A 19,304-nucleotide genomic window follows, 5' to 3' on the forward strand; every position below is an offset into this window, starting at 1 on the left:
GCACACGCCCCCCGCCGATACGTCGCGCCAACCAGGCGCGATCGACGGGAAATCCAAGGAGAAAACAATGCGACACATCACAGGTACACAGGAAGAATGGCTGGCCGCGCGGCTCGACCTGCTGGAGGCCGAGAAAGCCTTGACGCGGCAGTCGGACGAACTGGCGCAGCGGCGCCGGGCGCTGCCCTGGGTGGCGATCGACAAGGACTACCGCTTCGACACCGACCAGGGCCGAGCCTCGCTGGCCGATCTTTTCCAGGGACGCTCGCAACTGCTCGTCTACCACTTCATGTTCGGTCCCGACTACCAGGCCGGATGCCCATCCTGCTCATCGATCGCCGACAGCTTCGACGGCTTCGCCGTCCACCTGGCCAACCACGACGTCATGCTGATGGCGGTCTCGCGCGCCCCGCTGGCCAAGCTGCGGGCATACAAGCAGCGCATGGGCTGGCGCTTCCCCTGGGCCTCGTCCCGGGATGCCGGCTTCAACTTCGACTTCGGCGCCTCTCACACCGAGGCCCAGCAGTTCGAGCAAGGCATAGCCTACAACTACCGGCGCGAACCCGCCTGCGGATGCCATCCGGCCCCCGCAGGCACCGGCCAGGGCCCCGAGGGCCGTCTGGCCGCGATGTGCGGCACCGACGCCAATACCTATCTGCGCGAACGCCCTGGCATGAGCGCCTTCGCAATCGAGGACGGCACCGTCTACCACACCTATTCCACCTACGCGCGCGGGCTGGACGGGCTCTGGGGCATGTACCAGTGGCTGGACCGCGCGCCACTGGGACGCAACGAGCAGGGCGTGTGGTGGCGCCGCCGCGATGAGTACGCCGGGCGCTGAAACGGGGGCGGCGCTCGCGCCCGCATGGCGGCATGCCGGCCTGCGCTTCCTCGGCGGCACGGCACTGGCGATGGCCGCCGCCGTCCTGGCCTGGAACGCCGCCATGCGGGCCATGGCCGGCATGGCCGTCCTGTGCGGGAACATGGTGGCGATGCCCTGGCGGCCCTCGCCGGGCGGGACATGGGCTGGCCTACTCGCGGCCTTCCTGGGCATGTGGACGGCCATGGCGGTGGCGATGATGCTGCCGGCCGTCGCGCCCGCGCTATGGCGCTACCGCCGCCGGCTGCATGGCACCGGCTCGCGCCACGCGGACGGACTGGCCTCGATGGCCGGCCTGGGATACTTCTGCACGTGGACGCTGATCGGCCTCCTGGTGTTTCCGCTGGGCGCCGCCCTGGCCGCGCTGCAGGCGCAGGTCCCCGCGCTGGCGCGCCTGGGTCCCGCGGCGACGAGTCTCGCCCTCCTGGCGGGCGGCCTGTTCCAGCTCACCGCGCTCAAGGCCCGCTACCTGGCCGGTTGCCACCTCGATGGCCGCGCCGCCGTGCCGTGCGCGCGCCCTGGCGCGGCATGGCGCCACGGGCTGCAACTGGGCCTGCGCTGCGGCGTGTCCTGCGCCGGCCTGACCGCCAGCCTGCTTGCCATCGGCATGATGGACTGGCGGGCCATGGCGATCGCCACGGCGGCCGCGGCCGGAGAACGTCTCGCGCCCGGGGGCGCAAGGGTGGCGCGCATCACCGGATCGGCCCTGGCCACGGCCGGCATGCTCATGCTGGCGCGGGCGGCGCAGACGGCCTGAAGCACCAAAAAAAACGGCGCCCCGAGGGGCGCCGCGCTTGCGGGAACGGAGCCGACCGGCTCAATCCAGCGTCAGATTCAGGCGCTTGATCACCGCGCCCAGCGTCTGCTGTTCCTTCTTGATCAGCGCGGTCAGCTCGGCCGGGGTGGACGGCGCGGCGGTGAAGTACTGCGCGGTCAGTTGCTTCTGCACTTCCTCGCTCTTGATGATCTGGACCAGCTCCTTGTTCAGCCGGTCGACGATGGGCTGCGGCGTGCCGGCGGGCACCAGGATGGCCTGCCAGGAGATCACCTCGAAATCGGGCACGCCCTGCTCCGCCATGGTCGGCAGGTCGGGCAGCGCCGGGCTGCGCTTGGTGCTGGTCACGGCCAGTGCCTTGAGCTTGCCGTCGCGCACCTGCGGCATGGCGATGGCGGGCACCATGAAGCCGGCCTGCACCTGGCCGCCCAGCATGGCGGTCACGACCTGCGGGAAGCCGGCGTACGGCACGTGCAGGATGTCCAGGTTTTCCTTGCCCTTGAGCAGTTCCATCGCCAGGTGGGCGGAACTGCCGGCGCCGACGGTGCCATAGTTCAGCTTGCCCGGCTCCTTCTTCACCAGCGAGGTGAAGGCGCCGACCGAGTCGACGTTCAGCGAGGGCGGCACGACCAGCACGTTGGGGCTGGTGGCGACCAGCGTGACGGGCGCGAGGTCCTTCAGCGGGTCGTAGTTGAGCTTGGTGTAGAGCGCGGGGGCGGTGGCCAGCGGCCCGTTGATGGTGAACAGCATGGTGTAGCCGTCCGGCGTGGCATGGGCCACGGTGCCGGTACCGATATTGCCGCCGGCGCCAGGCTTGTTGTCGATCACGATCGCCTGCCCGAGCTGCTTGGCGAGCGGCTGCGAGATCACGCGCGCGATGATGTCGGGCGACGAGCCGGCCGGGAACGGCACGACCAGCTTGATGGGACGGCTGGGCCAGTCATGCTGGGCGAAGGCGGGGGTGGCGGCCATCAGGCCGGCGGCCACGGCCGCGCCAAGCAGGCGGCGGCGCAGGGCCGGCGCGGAGGATGCGGAAGAATGCATGGATATCTCCGTTATTTGGTGTTGGACTGGCGGGCGGGACTGTTTCAGACCGCGTCGCTGTTCTTGACCCATCGGTCCACATGTACCGGCTGCGCGCTGGCCAGGCGGTCCAGCAGGCGGTCGATATCGGTGTCGACGATCAGCGCCTCGAGATGCACCGCGCGCACGAAACCCTGTTCATGGGCATGGCGCGCGAAGGCAAGCAAGGCATCGTAATAGCCGTTGGCGTTGAGCAACCCCACCGGCTTGGAGTGGTAGCCGATCTGTTGCCAGGTCAGCACCTCGAAAAGTTCGTCCAGCGTGCCGAAACCGCCGGGCAGCGCGACGAAGGCGTCCGAGAGTTCGACCATGCGGGCCTTGCGGGCGTGCATGGTGGGCACGACGTACATGTCGGTCAGGCCCTTGTGCCCGACCTCTTTTTCCCAGAGCCGCTCGGGGATGACACCGGTCACCTGCCCGCCCGTCTCGAGCGCCGCATTGGCCACGTGCCCCATCAACCCGACGCTGCCGCCACCATACACCAGCCGCATCCCCCGCCTCGCCACCGCGCGCCCGAAATCACGCGCCACCTCGGCAAAGAAAGGATCGCTCCCGGCACTGGCCCCGCAATACACACAAACCGCATCCATCTAAAATTCCCTTAAGAACCCTTACCGCCCCCGGACCCAGGCACCTTCGACCCAGGATGCCGCGGATCCGGCTCCGCCGGTCCGCCCGCATCGCCCCCCCGGGGGGGCGCGCGCAAGCGCGCAGGGCGGGGGCTTACCTTGGGGGCTTCCACCTTCGGATCCCTGGCCAGCAAGCGCGACACCGCCTGCGCCGGCGGCACGCGGTCGAACAGCACCGCGCACACCGCCTCGGTGATCGGCATCTCGATCCCGCAGCGGCGGCCCAGGTCGCGCACGGCCGGCGCGCAGCGCACGCCTTCGGCCACCTGGGTCATGTCGCCCAGGATCTCGTCCAGCGACCGCCCGCGGCCGATTTCCAGGCCGACGTGGCGGTTGCGGGACAGGTCTCCGGTGGCGGTCAGGATCAGGTCGCCGAGCCCGGTCAGGCCGGAGAAGGTATCGGCCTGCGCGCCCAGGGCCACGCCCAGGCGCGTCATCTCGGCCAGGCCGCGGGTGATGAGCGCGGCACGGGCGTTGGCGCCCATGCCCAGGCCATCGCCGATCCCGCAGGCGATGGCCATGATGTTCTTGACGGCGCCTCCCACCTCGACGCCGACGATGTCCTCGCTGCCGTAGACGCGGATCGCGCCGCCGTGCAGCGCGTCGGTGACGCGGCTGCGCAGTTCCGCGCTGGCGCTGGCGATGGTCAGCGCCACCGGCAGGCCGCGGGCCACCTCGCGGGCGAAGGACGGGCCGGACAGCACGCCGGTGGAGATGCCCGCCGTGCCCGCGAAGGCTGCCTGGGCGATGGCGTGCGGCAGACGGCCCGTGTCCGCGTCCAGGCCCTTGCAGGTCCAGGCCACGGCCAGATCGCCCATGCCGTGGCGGACCACGCCCGCCGCCACGTCGCGGCAGGCCTGCTCCATGCCGGCCACCGGCACGCCCAGGACCAGCAGCGGGCGCGCGGCGCCGCGCAGGTGGCCGAACAGGTCATCGAGATCGCTGGTGCAGCGCAATTCCCGCGGCAGCGCGACCCCGGGCAGGTAATCGGCGTTCTCGCGGGCATCGGCGATGCGGCGCGCCAATTCCGGACGGCGCGCCCACAGCATGGTGGCATGGCCGCGGGCGCAGGCGGCGGCGAGCGCCGTCCCCCAGCTGCCCGCCCCCAGGACGGCGACGCGCAGGCCCGGCGCCATGTCCGCCATGATGTCGCGGCCGCTCAGTGCTTGGTGCCCGGCGGCAGGATCAGGCCGGCGTCGTTGCCGGCCTGGGCCACTTGCTGCTCGGCGGCAGCCTGGGCCACGCGCTGCTCGTAGATGGCCTGGAAGTTGACTTCGGCCAGGTGCAGCGGCGCCATCGACGCGCGGGTGATGGCGTCGGCGATGTTGCTGCGCAGGTAGGGGTAGATGATGCCGGGGCAGGCGATGCCCAGGATCGGATCGAGCTGTTCCAGCGGGATGTTGGCCAGTTCGAAGATGCCGGCCTGCTTGCCTTCGACCAGGTACAGGACCTTGTCGCCGACCTTGGTGGTCACGGTGGCGGTCACGGTCACTTCGAAGACGGTCTCGGCCAGCGCCTGGGCGCCGACATCGATCGCGACCTCGACCCCGGGTTGCTCGGTTTCCAGGAAAATCTGGGGCGCGTTGGGCAACTCCAGCGACAGGTCTTTCAGGTAGACGCGCTGGATGTTGAACACGGGGGCTTGCTGCTCTTGATTGTCGGACATGGGAGAAAGTCTGGAAACGGAAAGCCTGCTGGCTGAACCCGGCCCCCGGTACGCGCGGAGCCGAAACGTATGCACCAAAAGAACATGCCGGGGACACGCCCCGGCCACAACGAAATCAATGGTCCTGCGTCGCCTGGCCGGCCAGCAGGGGTTGCAGCCCGCCCGCGCGGTCGAGCGCGGCGAGTTCGTCGAAACCGCCCACGTGCGTGTCGCCGATGTAGATCTGCGGCACGGTGCGCCGGCCGGTGCGCTCGATCATCTCGGCCCGGCGCTCGGGTTCGGCGTCGATGCGCACCTTCTCGATCTCCTGCACGCCGCGCTGCTTGAGCAGCATCTCGGCGCGCATGCAAAAGGGGCAATACCCCGTCGAGTACATCAGGACTTTCTGCATGGCGCTATCCTTTCGCGATCGGCATTCCCGCCTGCACCCAGCCGGACAGTCCGCCCGACAGGCTGCTGACGTCGGCGAAACCCTGGGCCTTGAACTGGGCCACGGCCTTGGCCGCGTCGCGGCCGTTGCTGCCCACCAGGATGAGCGGCTTGTTCTTGGGCAGGCCCGCCGCCTTCTGCGCCAGGTCGGCCAGCGGCACGCTGCGGGACTGGGCGATGTGCCCGGCCGAGAAGTCGGCCGCCGGGCGCATGTCGACGAACACCGCCTGGCGCTGGTTGACCGCGGCCGTGGCCTCGGACGTGCTCATGGCCCCGCCGGCCCGGCCTCCACGCAGCGTTTGCCACACCAGCATACCGCCCGAGACGAGGGCCAATGCGATCAGGAGAATGTTGTCGAGGATGAATTTCACGAGCGGGCCCTGGAAACCTAATGAGAGGAACGCGCGCCCGGCCGGCCGGAAAGCCTGGCGTTACGCGCGCTTACGAATTCGCAAAACGGCGGAAAAACCACATAGTCCGCCGGATTTCGGCCGCCGCGGCGGCCCGATTCCGGGCCCGCAGCGAAGACAATGCCGCAGGATTATAAAATGTCGGGATGGACAGCCGCTTTTTCAACGGGCTGCCGTCCGTCCCCGCCGTTTTCGGGCGGGCAGCCGAATTGTATTCAACCTTTACGCGCAGCGCGCCTGCGCCCCTGGGACATGGTCAAACTCGTACTGATGCGTCACGGCGAAAGCCAATGGAACCTTGAAAACCGCTTCACCGGCTGGACCGACGTCGACCTGACGGACAAGGGCCGGGAAGAGGCCCGCAAGGCAGGCGAACTGCTCAAGAAGGAAGGCTACGACTTCGATCTCGCCTACACCTCGGTCCTGCGCCGCGCGATCCGCACCCTGTGGATCGCCCTGGACGCCATGGACCACATGTACCTGCCGATCGAGCACAGCTGGCGCCTGAACGAGCGCCACTACGGCGCCCTGCAGGGACTGAACAAGGCCGAGACCGCCGCCCGGTTCGGCGAAGAGCAGGTGCTGGTCTGGCGCCGCGCCTACGCCATCCCGCCCAACCCCCTGGCGGCGGACGACGAGCGCCACCCGCGCTTCGACCCCCGCTACGCCGGGCTGCCCGCCCACGAGCTGCCTGCCACCGAATGCCTGCAGGACACCGTGGCCCGGGTCGTGCCCTACTGGAACGAGACCATCGTCCCCTCGCTGAAGGCCGGCAAGCGGGTGCTGATCGCCGCCCACGGCAACAGCCTGCGCGCGCTCATCAAGCACCTGGACGGCATCTCCGACGACGACATCGTGGGCCTGAACATCCCCACCGCCCAGCCGCTGGTGTACGAACTGGACGACGATCTCAAGCCCATCCGCCACTACTACCTGGGCAACGCGGACGAGATCGCCGCCGCCATGGCCGCCGTGGCCGCGCAAGGAAAGGCCAAGGCCAAGTGAAGCGGCTCGCGGCGATACTGCTGATCGCACTGCCCGCGGCGTCGGGCTGGCCGCCTGCCGCGGCCGCCGCCGACGCGGGCAAGGCGCCCTCCGACCCCGCCGCCGTGGCCCGCGAGCGCGAGGCCCTGCGCAAGCGGCTGGAAGCGCTCAAGAAGGACATCGCCGAAGGCGAGGAAGAACACGCCGACGCGGCCGACGCCCTGAAGGAGTCGGAGCAGACCATCTCCAAGGTCAACCGCCGGCTGGTCGAACTGGGCAATGCCCAGCGGCGGGCGAATACCGAACTGGAGCGCCAGAAGCAGGCCATCGCCGAAAAAGAAAAGAACCTGGCCCTGCGCCAGGCGCACCTGGCCGACCTGCTGCGCCGCCAATACGCGGTGGGCGGGCTCACGCCCTGGGGCGCGCTGCTGTCGGGCGACGACCCGCAGCGGCTGAATCGCAACCTCGCCTACCTGGGCTACATCGCCCAGGCCCGGGCCACTACCGTGACCGAGCTACAGGGCGAGCTGGACGAACTGGCCCAGTTGCGGGCCCAGGCCGACACCAAGCGCAGCGAGCTCGCACACCTGGCGTCCGAAGAAAACAGCCAGCGCCAGGAACTGCTCAAACAGTCGGACCAGCGCCGCAAGGTGCTGGCCGACATCTCGTCCAAGCTGAGCAGCCAGCGCCGCCAGGCAGCCAGCCTGGCGCGCGATGAACAGCGCCTGTCGCGCGTGATCGAGGACCTGACCCGGATGCTGGCCAGGCGGGCCGAAGAAGCCCGCCGCAAGGCCGAACTGGCGCGCAAGGCGGAACTCGCCCGCCGGACGGAAGAAGCGGCCAGGCGGGCCGCCGCGCAGCGCGCCGCCGAACAGGCCGCGCGCGAGGCGGGCAAGCCGCCTCCGCCACCGCCCCCCGAGCCGCCTCCGGAACGCGCGGTGGCGCGCAACGACACCCTGCCGGACGCTTCGCTGGCCGGCCAGTTCGAAAAACTGCGCGGCCGCCTGCGCCTGCCCGTGCGGGGCGACGTCGTCGGCCGCTTCGGCGCCGCCCGCGGCGAGGGCGGCACCTGGAAGGGCGTTTTCATCCGCGCCAGCGAAGGCACCGAGGTGCGGGCCGTGGCCGCCGGCAAGGTGGTCTTCGCGGACTGGCTGCGGGGCTTCGGCAACCTCCTGATCATCGACCACGGCAGCCAGTACCTGTCGATTTATGGCAACAACCAGTCGGTGCTTCGCCACGTCGGCGACGACGTCAAGGGCGGCGACATCGTGGCCAACGTGGGCGCCACCGGAGGGCAGTCGGAATCGGGCCTATACTTTGAACTGCGGCATCAAGGCGCGCCGTTCGACCCGCTGCGGTGGGCCTCGTTGCGCTGACCCCCCTACCCGGATATCCTGATCGCACGCGCGTTTGCGCGACTTCCCCAGCACATTCAACCTATCGACGAGAACCCGCGAGGCCCCTGGGATGTCAAATGTTGGACGTCCCGAACCGGGGCCCGGAGGAATACATGGGCAGCAAGAGTAAAGTTCGCAGTATCGGCCTGGTCAGCCTCGGCGTGGTCGCCGGCGTCCTGGTCAGCCTGGGCATCACCGCCGTGGCCCAGCGGGAAACCCGCGGCCCCTTGCCGCTCGAGGAACTCCGGCAGTTCTCGAATGTTTTCGCCACCATCAAGAACAACTACGTCGAGCCGGTCGAAGACAAGAAGCTGATCGACGGCGCCATCGCCGGCATGCTGTCCGATCTCGACCCCCATTCGGCCTACCTGGACGCCGACGCCTACCGCGAAATGCAGACCGCCACGCAAGGCGAGTTCGGCGGCCTGGGCATCGAGGTCGGGACCGAGGACGGCTTCGTCAAGGTCATCTCGCCCATCGAGGACACCCCCGCCGCGCGCGCGGGCGTCAAGGCGGGCGACCTCATCGTCAAGATCGACGACAAATCCACCAAGGGCCTGCTGCTGAACGACGCGGTCAAGCTGATGCGCGGCAAGCCCAAGACTTCGATCACCCTGACGCTGGTGCGCAAGAACGAGGCGCAGCCCATCGTCGTCAAGATCGAGCGCGACGTCATCAAGGTCCAGAGCGTGCGCAGCAAGATGCTGGACGGCAATACCGCCTACGTGCGGATCGCCCAGTTCCAGGAACAGACCGGCGCCGACCTCGCCACGCACCTCGAACGCCTGGGCAGGAGCGGCGTACCCAAGGCGCTGGTGCTGGACCTGCGCAACGACCCGGGCGGCCTGCTGCACAGCGCGATCGCGGTCTCGGCCGCCTTCCTGCCGCAGAACACCCTGGTGGTTTCCACCGACGGCCGCACCGCCGACGCCAAGCGCAAGTACCTGACCAACCCGGCCGACTACCTGCGCAGCAGCGACGACTACATCAAGCGCCTGCCGGCCTGGACCAAGACCGTGCCGATGGTGGTGCTGGTCAACGCCGGCTCGGCCTCGGCCTCGGAAATCGTGGCCGGCGCGCTGCAGGACGAGAAGCGCGCCCGGGTACTGGGCGCCCAGACCTTCGGCAAGGGCTCGGTGCAGGTCATCCTGCCGATCTCGCGCGATTCGGCCATCAAGCTGACCACCTCGCGCTACTACACGCCCAACGGCCGGTCCATCCAGGCCAAGGGCATCGTGCCCGACTACCCGGTCACCGACACGCCCGAAGGCGATCTGTACGAACGGCCGCGCGAAGCCGACCTGGCCAAGCACCTGCTGAACGACAAGGATCCCAACGGCGAGATCAAGTCGGCCGCGCAGGATCCGGCCAAGGCCGCCGAGCGCAAGACCATCAAGCAGTTCGAATTCGGCGGCGCCGACGACTTCCAGCTCACGCAGGCGCTCAACCTGCTGGCCGGCAAGCCGGTGCAGCTGGCCAAGGCCGAGGACGTGGCCAAGGCCGCCGCCGAACTGGCCGAACGGAACAAGACGCCCTCCGAGAAGGCCAAGGGCGCCACGAAGGACGAGAAGCCCGCCACGCCCGCACCGGCGCCGTCCGAGCAGCAACCCGCTCCCGCACCGGCCAAGTGAACGACGAGCAGCTGCTACGCTATTCGCGGCATGTACTGCTGGACGAAATCGGCATCGAAGGGCAGCAGCGCCTCCTGGAGGCGCGTGCCCTGATCGTCGGGGCGGGCGGGCTGGGCTCGCCCGCCGCCTTCTACCTGGCCTCCGCGGGCCTGGGCAATCTGGTACTGGCCGACGACGATACCGTCGACCTGACCAACCTGCAGCGCCAGATCCTGCACACCACCGACCGCGTGGGCCGCTACAAGGCGGAATCCGGCAAGCAGACGCTGGCCGCCATCAACCCCGAGGTCGCCGTCCACGCCCTGACCCAGCGGCTGATGGACGAGGCGCTGGACGCCCAGGTGGCCGCCGCCGACATCGTGCTGGACTGCACCGACAACTTCGCCACCCGCCACGCCATCAATCGTTCCTGTGTCCGGCACCGCAAGCCGCTGGTCTCGGGCGCGGCCATCCGGTTCGACGGGCAGATCGGCGTGTTCGACCTGCGGCGGGACGATGCGCCCTGCTATCACTGCCTGTTCCCCGATGGCGAAGACGTGGACGAAATCAATTGCGCCACCATGGGCGTATTCGCGCCGCTGGTGGGCATCGTCGGTTCGACCCAGGCGGCCGAGGCGATCAAGCTGGTGGCGGGCATCGGCACCAGCCTGTCGGGGCGCCTGCTGATGCTGGACGCGCTGGCGATGAAGTGGCACGAAGTGCGGGTGGGCCGGGACGCGGGCTGCCCGGTATGCGGCGGGCGTCCCGCGCATCCTCACGTTTCCTGAACCGGCATCGCCGCCCATCCCGGGAGGTCCCCATGAAGATCAAGCACATCGCGCTGGTCGTCCCCGATCTCGAGGCGGCCGCCACCTTCTACGAAACCGCCTTCGACATGAAGCGCGTCGGGCGCGACGACCTGGAAATGGGCTCGGGCATCTACCTGTCGGACGGCAGCACCAACCTGGCGCTGCTGCAGTACAAGGAAGGCCATCCGCTGGCGCCGTCCAGCGGCTTTGCCGGCGTGCACCATTTCGGCTTCCAGGTCGACGACCTGGCCGAGGCCGAGCGCCGCATCGAGGCGGCCGGCGGCAAGTTCTTCTTCTCGCTCGGCGACGATCCGGAAAAGAAGAACTTCGAGAAGAAGTTCAAGGACCCCTTCGGCGTGGTGTTCGACATCTCGAAAAGCGGCTGGGAAGGCACCGGCCGCGACTGACCGCCGGACGGTGGCGATCAGGCCAGCATGATCTGGATCTGCACGTCCAGGAACTCCGACGGCGACTTCTTCCAGCCGCTCTTTGCATAACGCTGCCAGCGTCCCAGGATGAAATGCAGGATCAGGCTGGCGCGCGCGTGGATGTCGTCGGTCGGGGGCAGCTCGTTCAAGGCCAGCGCGTTGCGCAGGCACTGGCGCAGCGAGGCCTCGATGCGGTCCAGGAACTGGTTCATGCGCTCCTGCAGCCGCTCGTCCTCGGACACCAGCGCATCGCCGATCAGCACCCGCGTCATGCCCTTGTTGCGCTCGGCGAAGGTCAGCAGCATCAGGATGGCCTTGCGCGCCTGCGCGAGGCCGCTGGTCTCGGACTCGGAGATCACGTTGAACAGGCCGAACACCGAGCTTTCGATGAACTCGATCAAGCCCTCGAACATCTGGGCCTTGCTGGCGAAATGCCGGTACAGCGCGGCTTCGGAAACCTGGAGACGCGCGGCCAGCGCCGCGGTGGTGATGCGTTCGCCCTTGGGGTGCTCGAGCATCTCGGCCAGCATCTGAAGGATCTGGGTCTTACGCTCGCCCGTCTTGCTAGAGGCCATGTCGCGGAAGGTTTCCGTGCAAAGGGGGAAAAATCGCCCGCTTCGCAGGGCCGCCTCCAGCGGAAACGGCTAGCTACGGCGCAAGGCGCGACGCTGTAACAACAAGTGACTGACGGAGTTTACTTGAAGGTCGATGAAAAGCGGACGTCCTCGATGCGACTTCGCGAACGGCGTTCCCGGATGGCGGACGTAGACCGTGCGCATGCCGGCCTTGCGGGCGCCGCGCAGATTGGCCGACGTATCTTCGACCAGCACTGAATTGTTAGCGCTTACTCCCTCCATAGCCATGACGTGGCGCATCAAGGCAGGCGAAGGCTTGACCCGGAATTCGCCATGGAAGCGCATGTCCTCGACCGCCCAGAGGCTATCGAAGCAGTGCAGGATGCCCAGGTGGCGCAGGATGGTGCGCGCGTAATTGTGTGGCGCGTTCGTCAACAGGATCTTGCGTCCGGGCAGTCGTGACAACCGGTTACGCAAATCCTTGTCCGCGCGCACCAACGGCCGGACATCGAAACTGTGGCTGCGATGCAGAAACTCCGCCGGCGACACGCCGTGGTGCCGGACCATGCCGATCAGCGTCGCGCCGTAACGCTGCCAATAGCGCTTGCGCAGCACATGGGCTTCCTCTTCCGACACGTTCAGCGTCTCCATGACCGCCTGGGTCATGGACAGGTCGATGTGCGAGAAGATGGCATGCGAGGCATCGTGCAGCGTGTTGTCCAGGTCGAAGAACCAGACCGGCTGCCCCTGCCCCGCCCCCACCGGCCGCCGTGTCACCCGCACCCGGCTCAACGGCCGCCGCACCTGCCGCCGCGGCGCCGAAGCCACCGACGGCACCCCGGTAACCGCCGCGGCAATCTCGCTGACGTAGAGGTCCCCCCCTACGCGCTGCGCGCGCGCCCCAGGGGGCGATGCGGGAGCTTGCGTGGAAATATCCTGACTCATGAACGAAAACTACCTTCAACCAACCGATGAGTTCCCAGGCCACAGCGGATCCGGCTCTGCCGGTCCGCCAGTGCCGCCCCCTGGGGGGCGCGCGTAAGCGCGTACGGGGGGCCTTCTGCTAGTGGCTTTTGATCATCGTGCCCACGCCTTGCGCGGTCAGGATTTCCAGCAGCAGGCAGTGCTCGACGCGGCCATCGACGATGTGGACAGAATTGACGCCGCTCTTGGCGGCCTCCAGCGCCGACGAGATCTTGGGCAGCATGCCCCCCGAGATGGTGCCGTCGGCGAACAGCTCGTCGATCTTGCTGGCGGTCAGGCCGGTCAGCAGGTTGCCGTTCTTGTCCAGCACGCCCGGGGTGTTGGTCATCATGATCAGCTTCTCGGCATGCAGCACCTCGGCGATCTTGCCGGCCACCAGGTCGGCATTGATGTTGTAGGCCATGCCGTCCTCGCCGAAACCGATGGGCGAGATGACGGGGATGAACTGGTCGTCCTGCAACGCCTTCACCACCGACGGGTCGACGGACGCGATTTCGCCCACGAAGCCGAGGTCCAGTTGCGCGCCGGGGTTGTTCTTGTCCGGCATCAGCATCTTGCGGGCGCGGATCAGGCCGCCGTCCTTGCCGGTCAGGCCCACGGCCTTGCCGCCGAACTCGTTGATCATCATCACGATGTCCTGCTGGACCTGGCCGCCCAGCACCCATTCCACCACTTCCATGGTCTCGGCGTCGGTCACGCGCATGCCCTGCACGAACGTGCCCTGCTTGCCGACACGCTTGAGCGCGTCGTCGATCTGCGGGCCGCCGCCGTGCACCACGATGGGGTTGAGGCCCACCAGCTTGAGCAGCACCACGTCATGCGCGAAGCTGCGCTGCAGCCGCTCTTCCGTCATGGCGTTGCCGCCGTACTTGACCACGATCGTCTTGCCATGGAAACGGCGGATGTACGGCAGGGCTTCGGCCAGCACGCCGGCCTTGATCCGGGGCGTGAGCGTGGCGAGAGGCCCGTGTTCGGAGGAGGAGTCGGCTTGGTCGATGTCGGTCATGGCGGCGCGCCTGGGGAAAAGAGGGACGAACGGTCAAAACGCCATTGTAGCTAAGCGCGATGACTGTTCCACGCCCCCCTCGTCCACCGCTGGCCCCACACGATATCCCCAGGCGGCCCACAGGTTTGCCAACAGGGTTGGCCACAGCCTTTCCACAGCGAAAGCCGCATTTGTCCACAGGATATGCACGGGCGATCCACAGGAATTCCCCAGCCTCTCCACAGGGTTGTGCACAGCTTTTCCACAGGCTTGCCCACCGCCTTTCCACATGGCTGTCCACAAAGTCATGCCCATGCCATCCACAGGATATCCAGCGACTATCCACACGGTTTTCCACAAATCTGCCCCCAGCCGGCACCGGTCGTCGCGCCTCCCGCGGAAAGCGCCTTGACCCTGACTCCGTGTTAAGGTTTAGAGTCGCCAGCAACGATTCTCCCAGAGCAAGCGAGGCTCGCATGCAAGCGCTCAATATCGGCCAGGCATCGGACGTTTCAGGTGTGTCGGCCAAGATGATCAGGCACTACGAGGCCATCGGCCTCATTCCGCCCGCCCACCGCACGGATGCCGGCTACCGGCTGTATGGTGAAAGCGAGGTCCATACGCTGCAGTTCATCCGCAATGCCCGCGACCTGGGCTTTTCCATTCCCCAGATCGGCACCCTGCTGGAGCTGTGGAACGACCGCAGCCGCCCCAGCGTCGAGGTCAAGCGGCTGGCGTGCGACCATATCGGTGAACTGGACGAGAAGATCCGTGGTCTACAAGCCATGAAGGCCACGCTCGAGCAGTTGGCGTCGCACTGCCATGGCGACCATCGCCCGGACTGCCCGATACTCAGCGGATTGGCCACGCCCGGCATGGGCAGCCGGGCCGCGACGGGCGGACCGGCCTCACCCCCGGCATCCGGCAAACGATAGAAGGAGAATGAAGTGAAACGTCTACTCGCCCTGACCGCCACGGTGGCCGGACTCGCGTTGGCCATGGGCGCCGCGCTCGCGCAGGCGCTGAACGCCCAAGGCGAAGTACGCCGCATCGACGCCGCCAACGGCAAGATCACCGTCAAGCACGGCCCCATCGCCAACCTGGAATTGCCCGCGATGACCCTGGTGTTCAAGGTGGCCGATCCGGCCATGCTCAACGACGTCAAGCCTGGCGACAACGTCCGCTTCGCCGCCGAAAAGATCAACGGCCAGTACACCATCACCGCCATCAAGAAATAGCCACGGACGGACCGCGTCGGAAGCGCTCACAACGCCCCCACGAATGTAACTTTTTATGTTAAACATTCGCAGACAATCGACCATTTGCCGCATGGCGCACGACATATAGCGCAAGCCGACCGCTGCCGGCCTTCGTTCCGGGCGTGCCTGTGCCGCGCGCCAAGGAATTGCCATGGATCCCGCGAATCCGGCGGCACTGCATTCCCCGGTCTCCCGACACGCCGCGCCGCCGATCAGGGCGGTTCCGCTACATCTGCTGCTCGGAGGGCTGGTCGCCGCGGCCATGCTGGCGCTTGCGGCCGTGCTGATGTGGCAAGGGTGGCAGGCATCCCGCACCGCCCTGCTGCAAGCCGCGCGCAGCAATGCCCGCGACATGGGCTTGGTCATCGACGAAAAAGTACGGCGCATGACCGAACCCGCCCAGGCCACGCTGCGCCAGTTGGCGCTGGACCCCATCACCCAGGCCACCACGCTGTCACAGCGCATGCAGCGGCTGCGCCCGCTGGTGCAGGCGCTAGCCGGCGACAGCCTGGTTTCGGCGGTCTACGTGGGCTACGAAAACGGCGAGTTCGTCCTTGTCCGCACACTTGCAGATCCGGCCATGCGCGCGGCCTTCCAGGCGCCGCCACATGCCGACTATCTGGTGCAATCCATTACGCTCGATCGCACGGGCCAGCCCGCAGGGCGCTGGGCCTTCTTCACCGGTGGCCTGGAACCGCTGGGCGACCAGGCGAGGCCGGACTACCGCTTTGACCCGCGCACCCGCCCCTGGTACCAGGACGCCAAGCGTACCGGCAGGCAAGGCATGAGCGACGCCTACGTCTTTTTCTCCTCGCACCAGATCGGCTTGACCCTGAGCCAGCCCGGCGGGCTGGGTTCCGCCGTCGTGGGGATGGACACCACCCTGGCCGACCTCAGCCGCGAGATCGCCGACCTGCGCCGCACGCCACGCAGCGAAATCGCGGTAATCGATGCCGATGGCCGCGTCATCGCCTACCCCGACCTGGACCGGAGCCTGCACCGGGTAGACGGCCAGGAGCGACTGGCCAGGCTCGGCGAACTGGGCGTCCCCAGCCTGGCGGCGCTGCATGCGCTCGCGCCTCAGGTGGGCGAACCCGTCAGCTATCAGAGCGGGGGCGAACTCTGGCAAGGCATCGTATTGAATCTCGACCGCCTGCCCGGCCACGCCCTGCACATCCTGGCCGCCGTACCCGACAGCGAACTGCTGGGCGGCATCCGCGAGGGCCTGGCCCACCAGGGCTGGCTCACGCTGGGCCTCGTGCTGCTGTCGCTGCCGCTGGGCTGGCTGGCCGGGCACCAGGTCAGCAAAGGCCTGACGCAGCTGACGCGCCGCGCGCAGCAACTGACCCGCTTCGACTTCGATACACCCGGCCCGGGCGCCAGCATCGTCCGTGAGGTCAAAGACCTGGATGCGGCCTTCGGCGCCATGTGCCTGACCATCCAGAACTTCCTGCTCACCACGGACATGATCAGCCGCGAACCGCGGCTCGACGCCATGTTGGACGGCGTGCTGCGCAAACTCGTGGAGACGGCGCAATGCCATGCAGGCGCCGTCTATCTGATGGACAAGGACGGCAACGAGCTGGTCCGCGAAGCGGTGTGCGTCGAGCCAGGGTCGTCCGCCGACCTGCCCATGCGCCTGCCTGCGAACGCTCCGGCACTGGTCGACGCCCAGGCCGGGAGACTGACCCTGCAGTTGATCGGGCGCCAGAATGAGGCGCTGGGCATGCTGGTCCTGCATCATGCGCAGGACGACCTGCATCAGAGCGAAGACTTCCGGGCGTTCGCGGTCAACCTGTCCGGCGCGCTGGCGGTGTCGGTCGAAACACGCCACCTGTTCGCCAGCCAGCAGCACCTGTTCAATGCCGTGGTCCAGTTGCTGGCCGATGCGATCGACGCCAAAAGCCCGTATACCAGCGGGCACTGCGAGCGCGTCCCGAAACTGGCCGAAAGCATGATCGACCACCTGTGCGCCGAGCGCACCGGCCCCTATGCCGGCTTCACGATGAGCGACCTGGAACGCTATGAATTCCGGCTGGCGGCATGGCTGCACGATTGCGGCAAAGTCACCAGCCCCGAACACATCATCGACAAGGCCACCAAGCTCGAAACCATCTACAACCGCATCCATGAAGTGCGCACACGCTTCGAAATCCTGTGGCGCGACGCCAAGATCGACCATCTGGAACGCCTTGCCCGAGGCGCGGACCCCACCGACGCGCTGGCCGCACTGCAGCAGCGACAATTCGCCCTGCAACGCGATTTCAGTTTCGTCGCCGCCTGCAACATCGGCGGCGAATCGATGACCGACACCGACATCGAGCGCCTGCGCGCCATCGGCAGCCAGACATGGCTGCGCCATTTCGACGACCGCCTGGGCCTGGCGCCGATAGAACTGAAGCGCCATCACGGCGCGGCGGCGGCGCGATTGCCGGCCCTGGAAACCCTGCTGGCCGACCGGGCCGAACACATCCTGCCGTGGGACGGACGCAAACCTCCGGTCGAACGCGGCAACCCCGACAACCGCTGGGGCTTCGACATGAAGCTGCCGGACAACGCCCAGAACATGGGCGAGCTGTACAACCTGGCGATACGGCGCGGCACCCTGACGAGCGAAGAGCGCTTCAAGATCAACGACCACATCGTCCAGACCTACATCATGCTGTCCAACCTGCCCTGGCCGCCGCATCTGGCACGGGTATCCGAGATCGCCGCGACGCACCATGAACGCCTGGACGGCGGCGGCTATCCGCGCAAACTGGGCAGCGACCAGTTGGGATTGGCCGACCGGGTGATGGCGCTGGCGGACGTATTCGAGGCCCTGACCGCCGCGGATCGGCCCTATAAACCGCCCAAGACGCTCTCCCAGTCGCTGCGCATCATGGCCCAGATGGCGGTGGAACGCCACCTGGACACCGACTTGTTCCGCCACTTCCTCCACCACCGGCTGTGGGAGGATTTCGCACGCACCCACTTGCTGCCGGCGCAGTGGGACACGGTCGACGTCGACGCCATCGATGCCATGCTCTCCAATGCGGAAGAGCCCGCCTGAATCACGCGGCGGACGGCTGCTGCGCGCCTACAGCACGTAGCGCGCCAGGTCCTGGTGCGCGGCGGCTTCTTCCAGTTGCCTGTTCACGTAGCCGGCATCGATACGGATGACTTCCCCGCTCTTGCGCGTGGCATCGAACGACAACTCTTCGAGCAGCTTCTCCATCACGGTGTAAAGCCGGCGCGCGCCGATGTTCTCGGTCCTTTCGTTCACCGCGAAGGCCAGCTCGGCCAGGCGCTCGATACCGTCGTCGGTGAAATCGAGCTTGACCCCCTCGGTCTCCAGCAGCGCCGTGTATTGCTTGACCAGCGAGGCATCGGTCTCGGACAGGATGCGCACGAAATCCTTGGCCGACAACGAATCGAGCTCGACCCGGATCGGGAAGCGTCCTTGCAGCTCGGGAATCAGGTCGGACGGGCGCGACAGGTGGAACGCACCCGACGCGATGAACAGGATGTGATCCGTGCGCACCATGCCGTACTTGGTGTTGACGGTCGTGCCTTCGACCAGCGGCAGCAGGTCCCGCTGCACGCCCTGGCGCGAGACATCCGAGCCGCTCGTTTCCTGGCGGGTCGCGATCTTGTCGACTTCGTCCAGGAACACGATGCCATTCTGCTCGACGCTGACCAGTGCCTTGCTTCGCAGCTCTTCCTCGTTCACCCGGCGGCCGGCTTCCTCGTCCACCAGCAGCTTGAAGGCTTCCTTGATGCGCAGCTTGCGGGCCTTCTTCTTGCCCTGGGCCATGCCGGCGAACATGCCGCGGATCTGCTCGGTCATTTCCTCCATGCCCGGCGGCGACATGATCTCCATCTGCGGCACGGACTGGGCCACTTCGACCTCGATCTCCTTGTCGTCGAGCTGCCCTTCGCGCAGGCGCTTGCGGAAGGTCTGGCGCGCCGCATTGTCATCGCGTTGCGGGTTGCCCATCGCGTCGCGCGCCGGCGGTACCAGCACGTCCAGGATACGGTCCTCGGCGGCGTCCTCCGCCTGCGTGCGCACGCGGCGCATCTCGGCCTCGCGCACCTGCTTGACCGCCACCTCGGCCAGGTCGCGGATGATCGTATCGACGTCGCGGCCCACGTAGCCCACCTCGGTGAACTTGGTCGCCTCGACCTTCACGAAGGGCGCATCGGCCAGCTTGGCCAGGCGGCGCGCGATCTCGGTCTTGCCCACGCCCGTCGGGCCGATCATCAGGATGTTCTTGGGGTGGATCTCGTGGCGCAGCGGCTCGGCCACCTGCTGGCGCCGCCAGCGGTTGCGCAGCGCGATGGCCACGGACCGCTTGGCGCGGTCCTGGCCGACGATGTATTTGTCCAGTTCCGAGACGATCTCACCGGGGGTCATCATGT

20 protein-coding genes are annotated in these 19,304 nt (G+C 67.6%); 10 read left to right on the plus strand and 10 right to left on the minus strand.

Annotation, left to right across the window (positions count from 1 at the left end):
• Positions 1–67: 67 nt before the first annotated feature.
• Positions 68–841, plus strand: a complete 774-nt coding sequence (locus AC1Q6E_RS06970) for a DUF899 domain-containing protein (RefSeq protein WP_152799588.1) — start codon at positions 68–70, stop codon at positions 839–841.
• Positions 822–1,637, plus strand: coding sequence for a DUF2182 domain-containing protein (locus tag AC1Q6E_RS06975; protein ID WP_492572454.1), 816 nt, complete (start codon positions 822–824; stop codon positions 1,635–1,637). The genes AC1Q6E_RS06970 and AC1Q6E_RS06975 overlap by 20 nt, the downstream gene beginning before the upstream one ends.
• 60 nt (positions 1,638–1,697) lie before the next feature.
• On the opposite strand, the gene AC1Q6E_RS06980 is transcribed toward AC1Q6E_RS06975, so the two are convergent.
• The 6 genes from AC1Q6E_RS06980 to AC1Q6E_RS07005 all read right to left on the minus strand — a co-directional run bounded on the left by AC1Q6E_RS06980 (position 1,698) and on the right by AC1Q6E_RS07005 (position 5,833).
• Positions 1,698–2,699: a tripartite tricarboxylate transporter substrate binding protein gene (locus tag AC1Q6E_RS06980; RefSeq protein ID WP_152799584.1), complete on the minus strand. Its 1,002-nt coding sequence runs from the start codon at positions 2,697–2,699 to the stop codon at positions 1,698–1,700.
• 44 nt (positions 2,700–2,743) lie between these two features.
• Positions 2,744–3,328: an LOG family protein gene (locus tag AC1Q6E_RS06985; RefSeq protein ID WP_152799582.1), complete on the minus strand. Its 585-nt coding sequence runs from the start codon at positions 3,326–3,328 to the stop codon at positions 2,744–2,746.
• 11 nt (positions 3,329–3,339) lie between these two features.
• Positions 3,340–4,512: an NAD(P)H-dependent glycerol-3-phosphate dehydrogenase gene (locus AC1Q6E_RS06990; protein ID WP_152799580.1), complete on the minus strand. Its 1,173-nt coding sequence runs from the start codon at positions 4,510–4,512 to the stop codon at positions 3,340–3,342.
• Between the two features lie 14 nt (positions 4,513–4,526).
• Entirely contained in the window at positions 4,527–5,033 is a 507-nt protein-coding gene (secB, locus tag AC1Q6E_RS06995) for a protein-export chaperone SecB (protein ID WP_087838656.1), read from the minus strand.
• 115 nt (positions 5,034–5,148) lie between these two features.
• Positions 5,149–5,424 (minus strand): glutaredoxin 3, encoded by a 276-nt coding sequence (gene grxC / locus AC1Q6E_RS07000; protein ID WP_152799579.1) that lies wholly within the window; start codon positions 5,422–5,424, stop codon positions 5,149–5,151.
• Between the two features lie 4 nt (positions 5,425–5,428).
• Positions 5,429–5,833, minus strand: coding sequence for a rhodanese-like domain-containing protein (locus AC1Q6E_RS07005; RefSeq protein ID WP_492572455.1), 405 nt, complete (start codon positions 5,831–5,833; stop codon positions 5,429–5,431).
• A 291-nt stretch (positions 5,834–6,124) separates the two neighbouring features.
• Here AC1Q6E_RS07005 and gpmA point away from each other — a divergent pair, with 291 nt between their 5' ends.
• From gpmA to AC1Q6E_RS07030, 5 genes are all read left to right on the plus strand, one after another.
• Entirely contained in the window at positions 6,125–6,877 is a 753-nt protein-coding gene (gene gpmA, locus AC1Q6E_RS07010; RefSeq protein ID WP_152835888.1) for a 2,3-diphosphoglycerate-dependent phosphoglycerate mutase, read from the plus strand.
• On the plus strand, positions 6,874–8,232 hold the full coding sequence (locus AC1Q6E_RS07015; protein ID WP_296555266.1) for a murein hydrolase activator EnvC family protein: 1,359 nt from the start codon (positions 6,874–6,876) through the stop codon (positions 8,230–8,232). Before gpmA ends, AC1Q6E_RS07015 begins: the two co-directional genes overlap by 4 nt.
• Positions 8,233–8,366: 134 nt before the next feature.
• The gene (locus AC1Q6E_RS07020; protein WP_152793667.1) at positions 8,367–9,884 is read left to right on the plus strand and encodes a S41 family peptidase; all 1,518 of its coding nucleotides are present in this window, start codon (positions 8,367–8,369) and stop codon (positions 9,882–9,884) included.
• A complete protein-coding gene (locus AC1Q6E_RS07025) occupies positions 9,881–10,651 on the plus strand; it encodes a HesA/MoeB/ThiF family protein (RefSeq protein ID WP_296555264.1) in 771 nt (256 codons plus the stop codon). The genes AC1Q6E_RS07020 and AC1Q6E_RS07025 overlap by 4 nt, the downstream gene beginning before the upstream one ends.
• A gap of 32 nt (positions 10,652–10,683) precedes the next feature.
• The gene (locus tag AC1Q6E_RS07030) at positions 10,684–11,079 is read left to right on the plus strand and encodes a VOC family protein (RefSeq protein WP_296555263.1); all 396 of its coding nucleotides are present in this window, start codon (positions 10,684–10,686) and stop codon (positions 11,077–11,079) included.
• Positions 11,080–11,096: 17 nt separating this feature from the next.
• Here the strand turns inward: AC1Q6E_RS07030 and slmA are convergent, their stop codons facing one another.
• The 3 genes from slmA to argB all read right to left on the minus strand — a co-directional run bounded on the left by slmA (position 11,097) and on the right by argB (position 13,665).
• On the minus strand, positions 11,097–11,675 hold the full coding sequence (gene slmA, locus AC1Q6E_RS07035) for a nucleoid occlusion factor SlmA (RefSeq protein ID WP_132979582.1): 579 nt from the start codon (positions 11,673–11,675) through the stop codon (positions 11,097–11,099).
• A 69-nt stretch (positions 11,676–11,744) separates the two neighbouring features.
• Positions 11,745–12,620, minus strand: a complete 876-nt coding sequence (locus AC1Q6E_RS07040) for a pyrimidine 5'-nucleotidase (RefSeq protein WP_152793669.1) — start codon at positions 12,618–12,620, stop codon at positions 11,745–11,747.
• A 118-nt stretch (positions 12,621–12,738) separates the two neighbouring features.
• Positions 12,739–13,665 (minus strand): acetylglutamate kinase, encoded by a 927-nt coding sequence (argB, locus tag AC1Q6E_RS07045; RefSeq protein WP_152793670.1) that lies wholly within the window; start codon positions 13,663–13,665, stop codon positions 12,739–12,741.
• 455 nt (positions 13,666–14,120) lie between these two features.
• Here argB and cueR point away from each other — a divergent pair, with 455 nt between their 5' ends.
• From cueR to AC1Q6E_RS07060, 3 genes are all read left to right on the plus strand, one after another.
• Positions 14,121–14,579 carry a Cu(I)-responsive transcriptional regulator gene (gene cueR, locus AC1Q6E_RS07050; protein WP_152793671.1) on the plus strand — a complete coding sequence of 153 codons (459 nt, stop codon included), beginning with the start codon at positions 14,121–14,123 and terminating at the stop codon, positions 14,577–14,579.
• A gap of 63 nt (positions 14,580–14,642) precedes the next feature.
• Entirely contained in the window at positions 14,643–14,882 is a 240-nt protein-coding gene (locus tag AC1Q6E_RS07055) for a copper-binding protein (RefSeq protein WP_152794740.1), read from the plus strand.
• 172 nt (positions 14,883–15,054) lie between these two features.
• Entirely contained in the window at positions 15,055–17,955 is a 2,901-nt protein-coding gene (locus tag AC1Q6E_RS07060; protein ID WP_492572456.1) for an HD domain-containing phosphohydrolase, read from the plus strand.
• 27 nt (positions 17,956–17,982) lie between these two features.
• Here the strand turns inward: AC1Q6E_RS07060 and hslU are convergent, their stop codons facing one another.
• On the minus strand, positions 17,983–19,299 hold the full coding sequence (gene hslU, locus AC1Q6E_RS07065) for an ATP-dependent protease ATPase subunit HslU (protein ID WP_152794743.1): 1,317 nt from the start codon (positions 19,297–19,299) through the stop codon (positions 17,983–17,985).
• Positions 19,300–19,304: the final 5 nt, after the last annotated feature.

This window comes from Pigmentiphaga sp. MLSB6-MA01 (assembly GCF_058793475.1).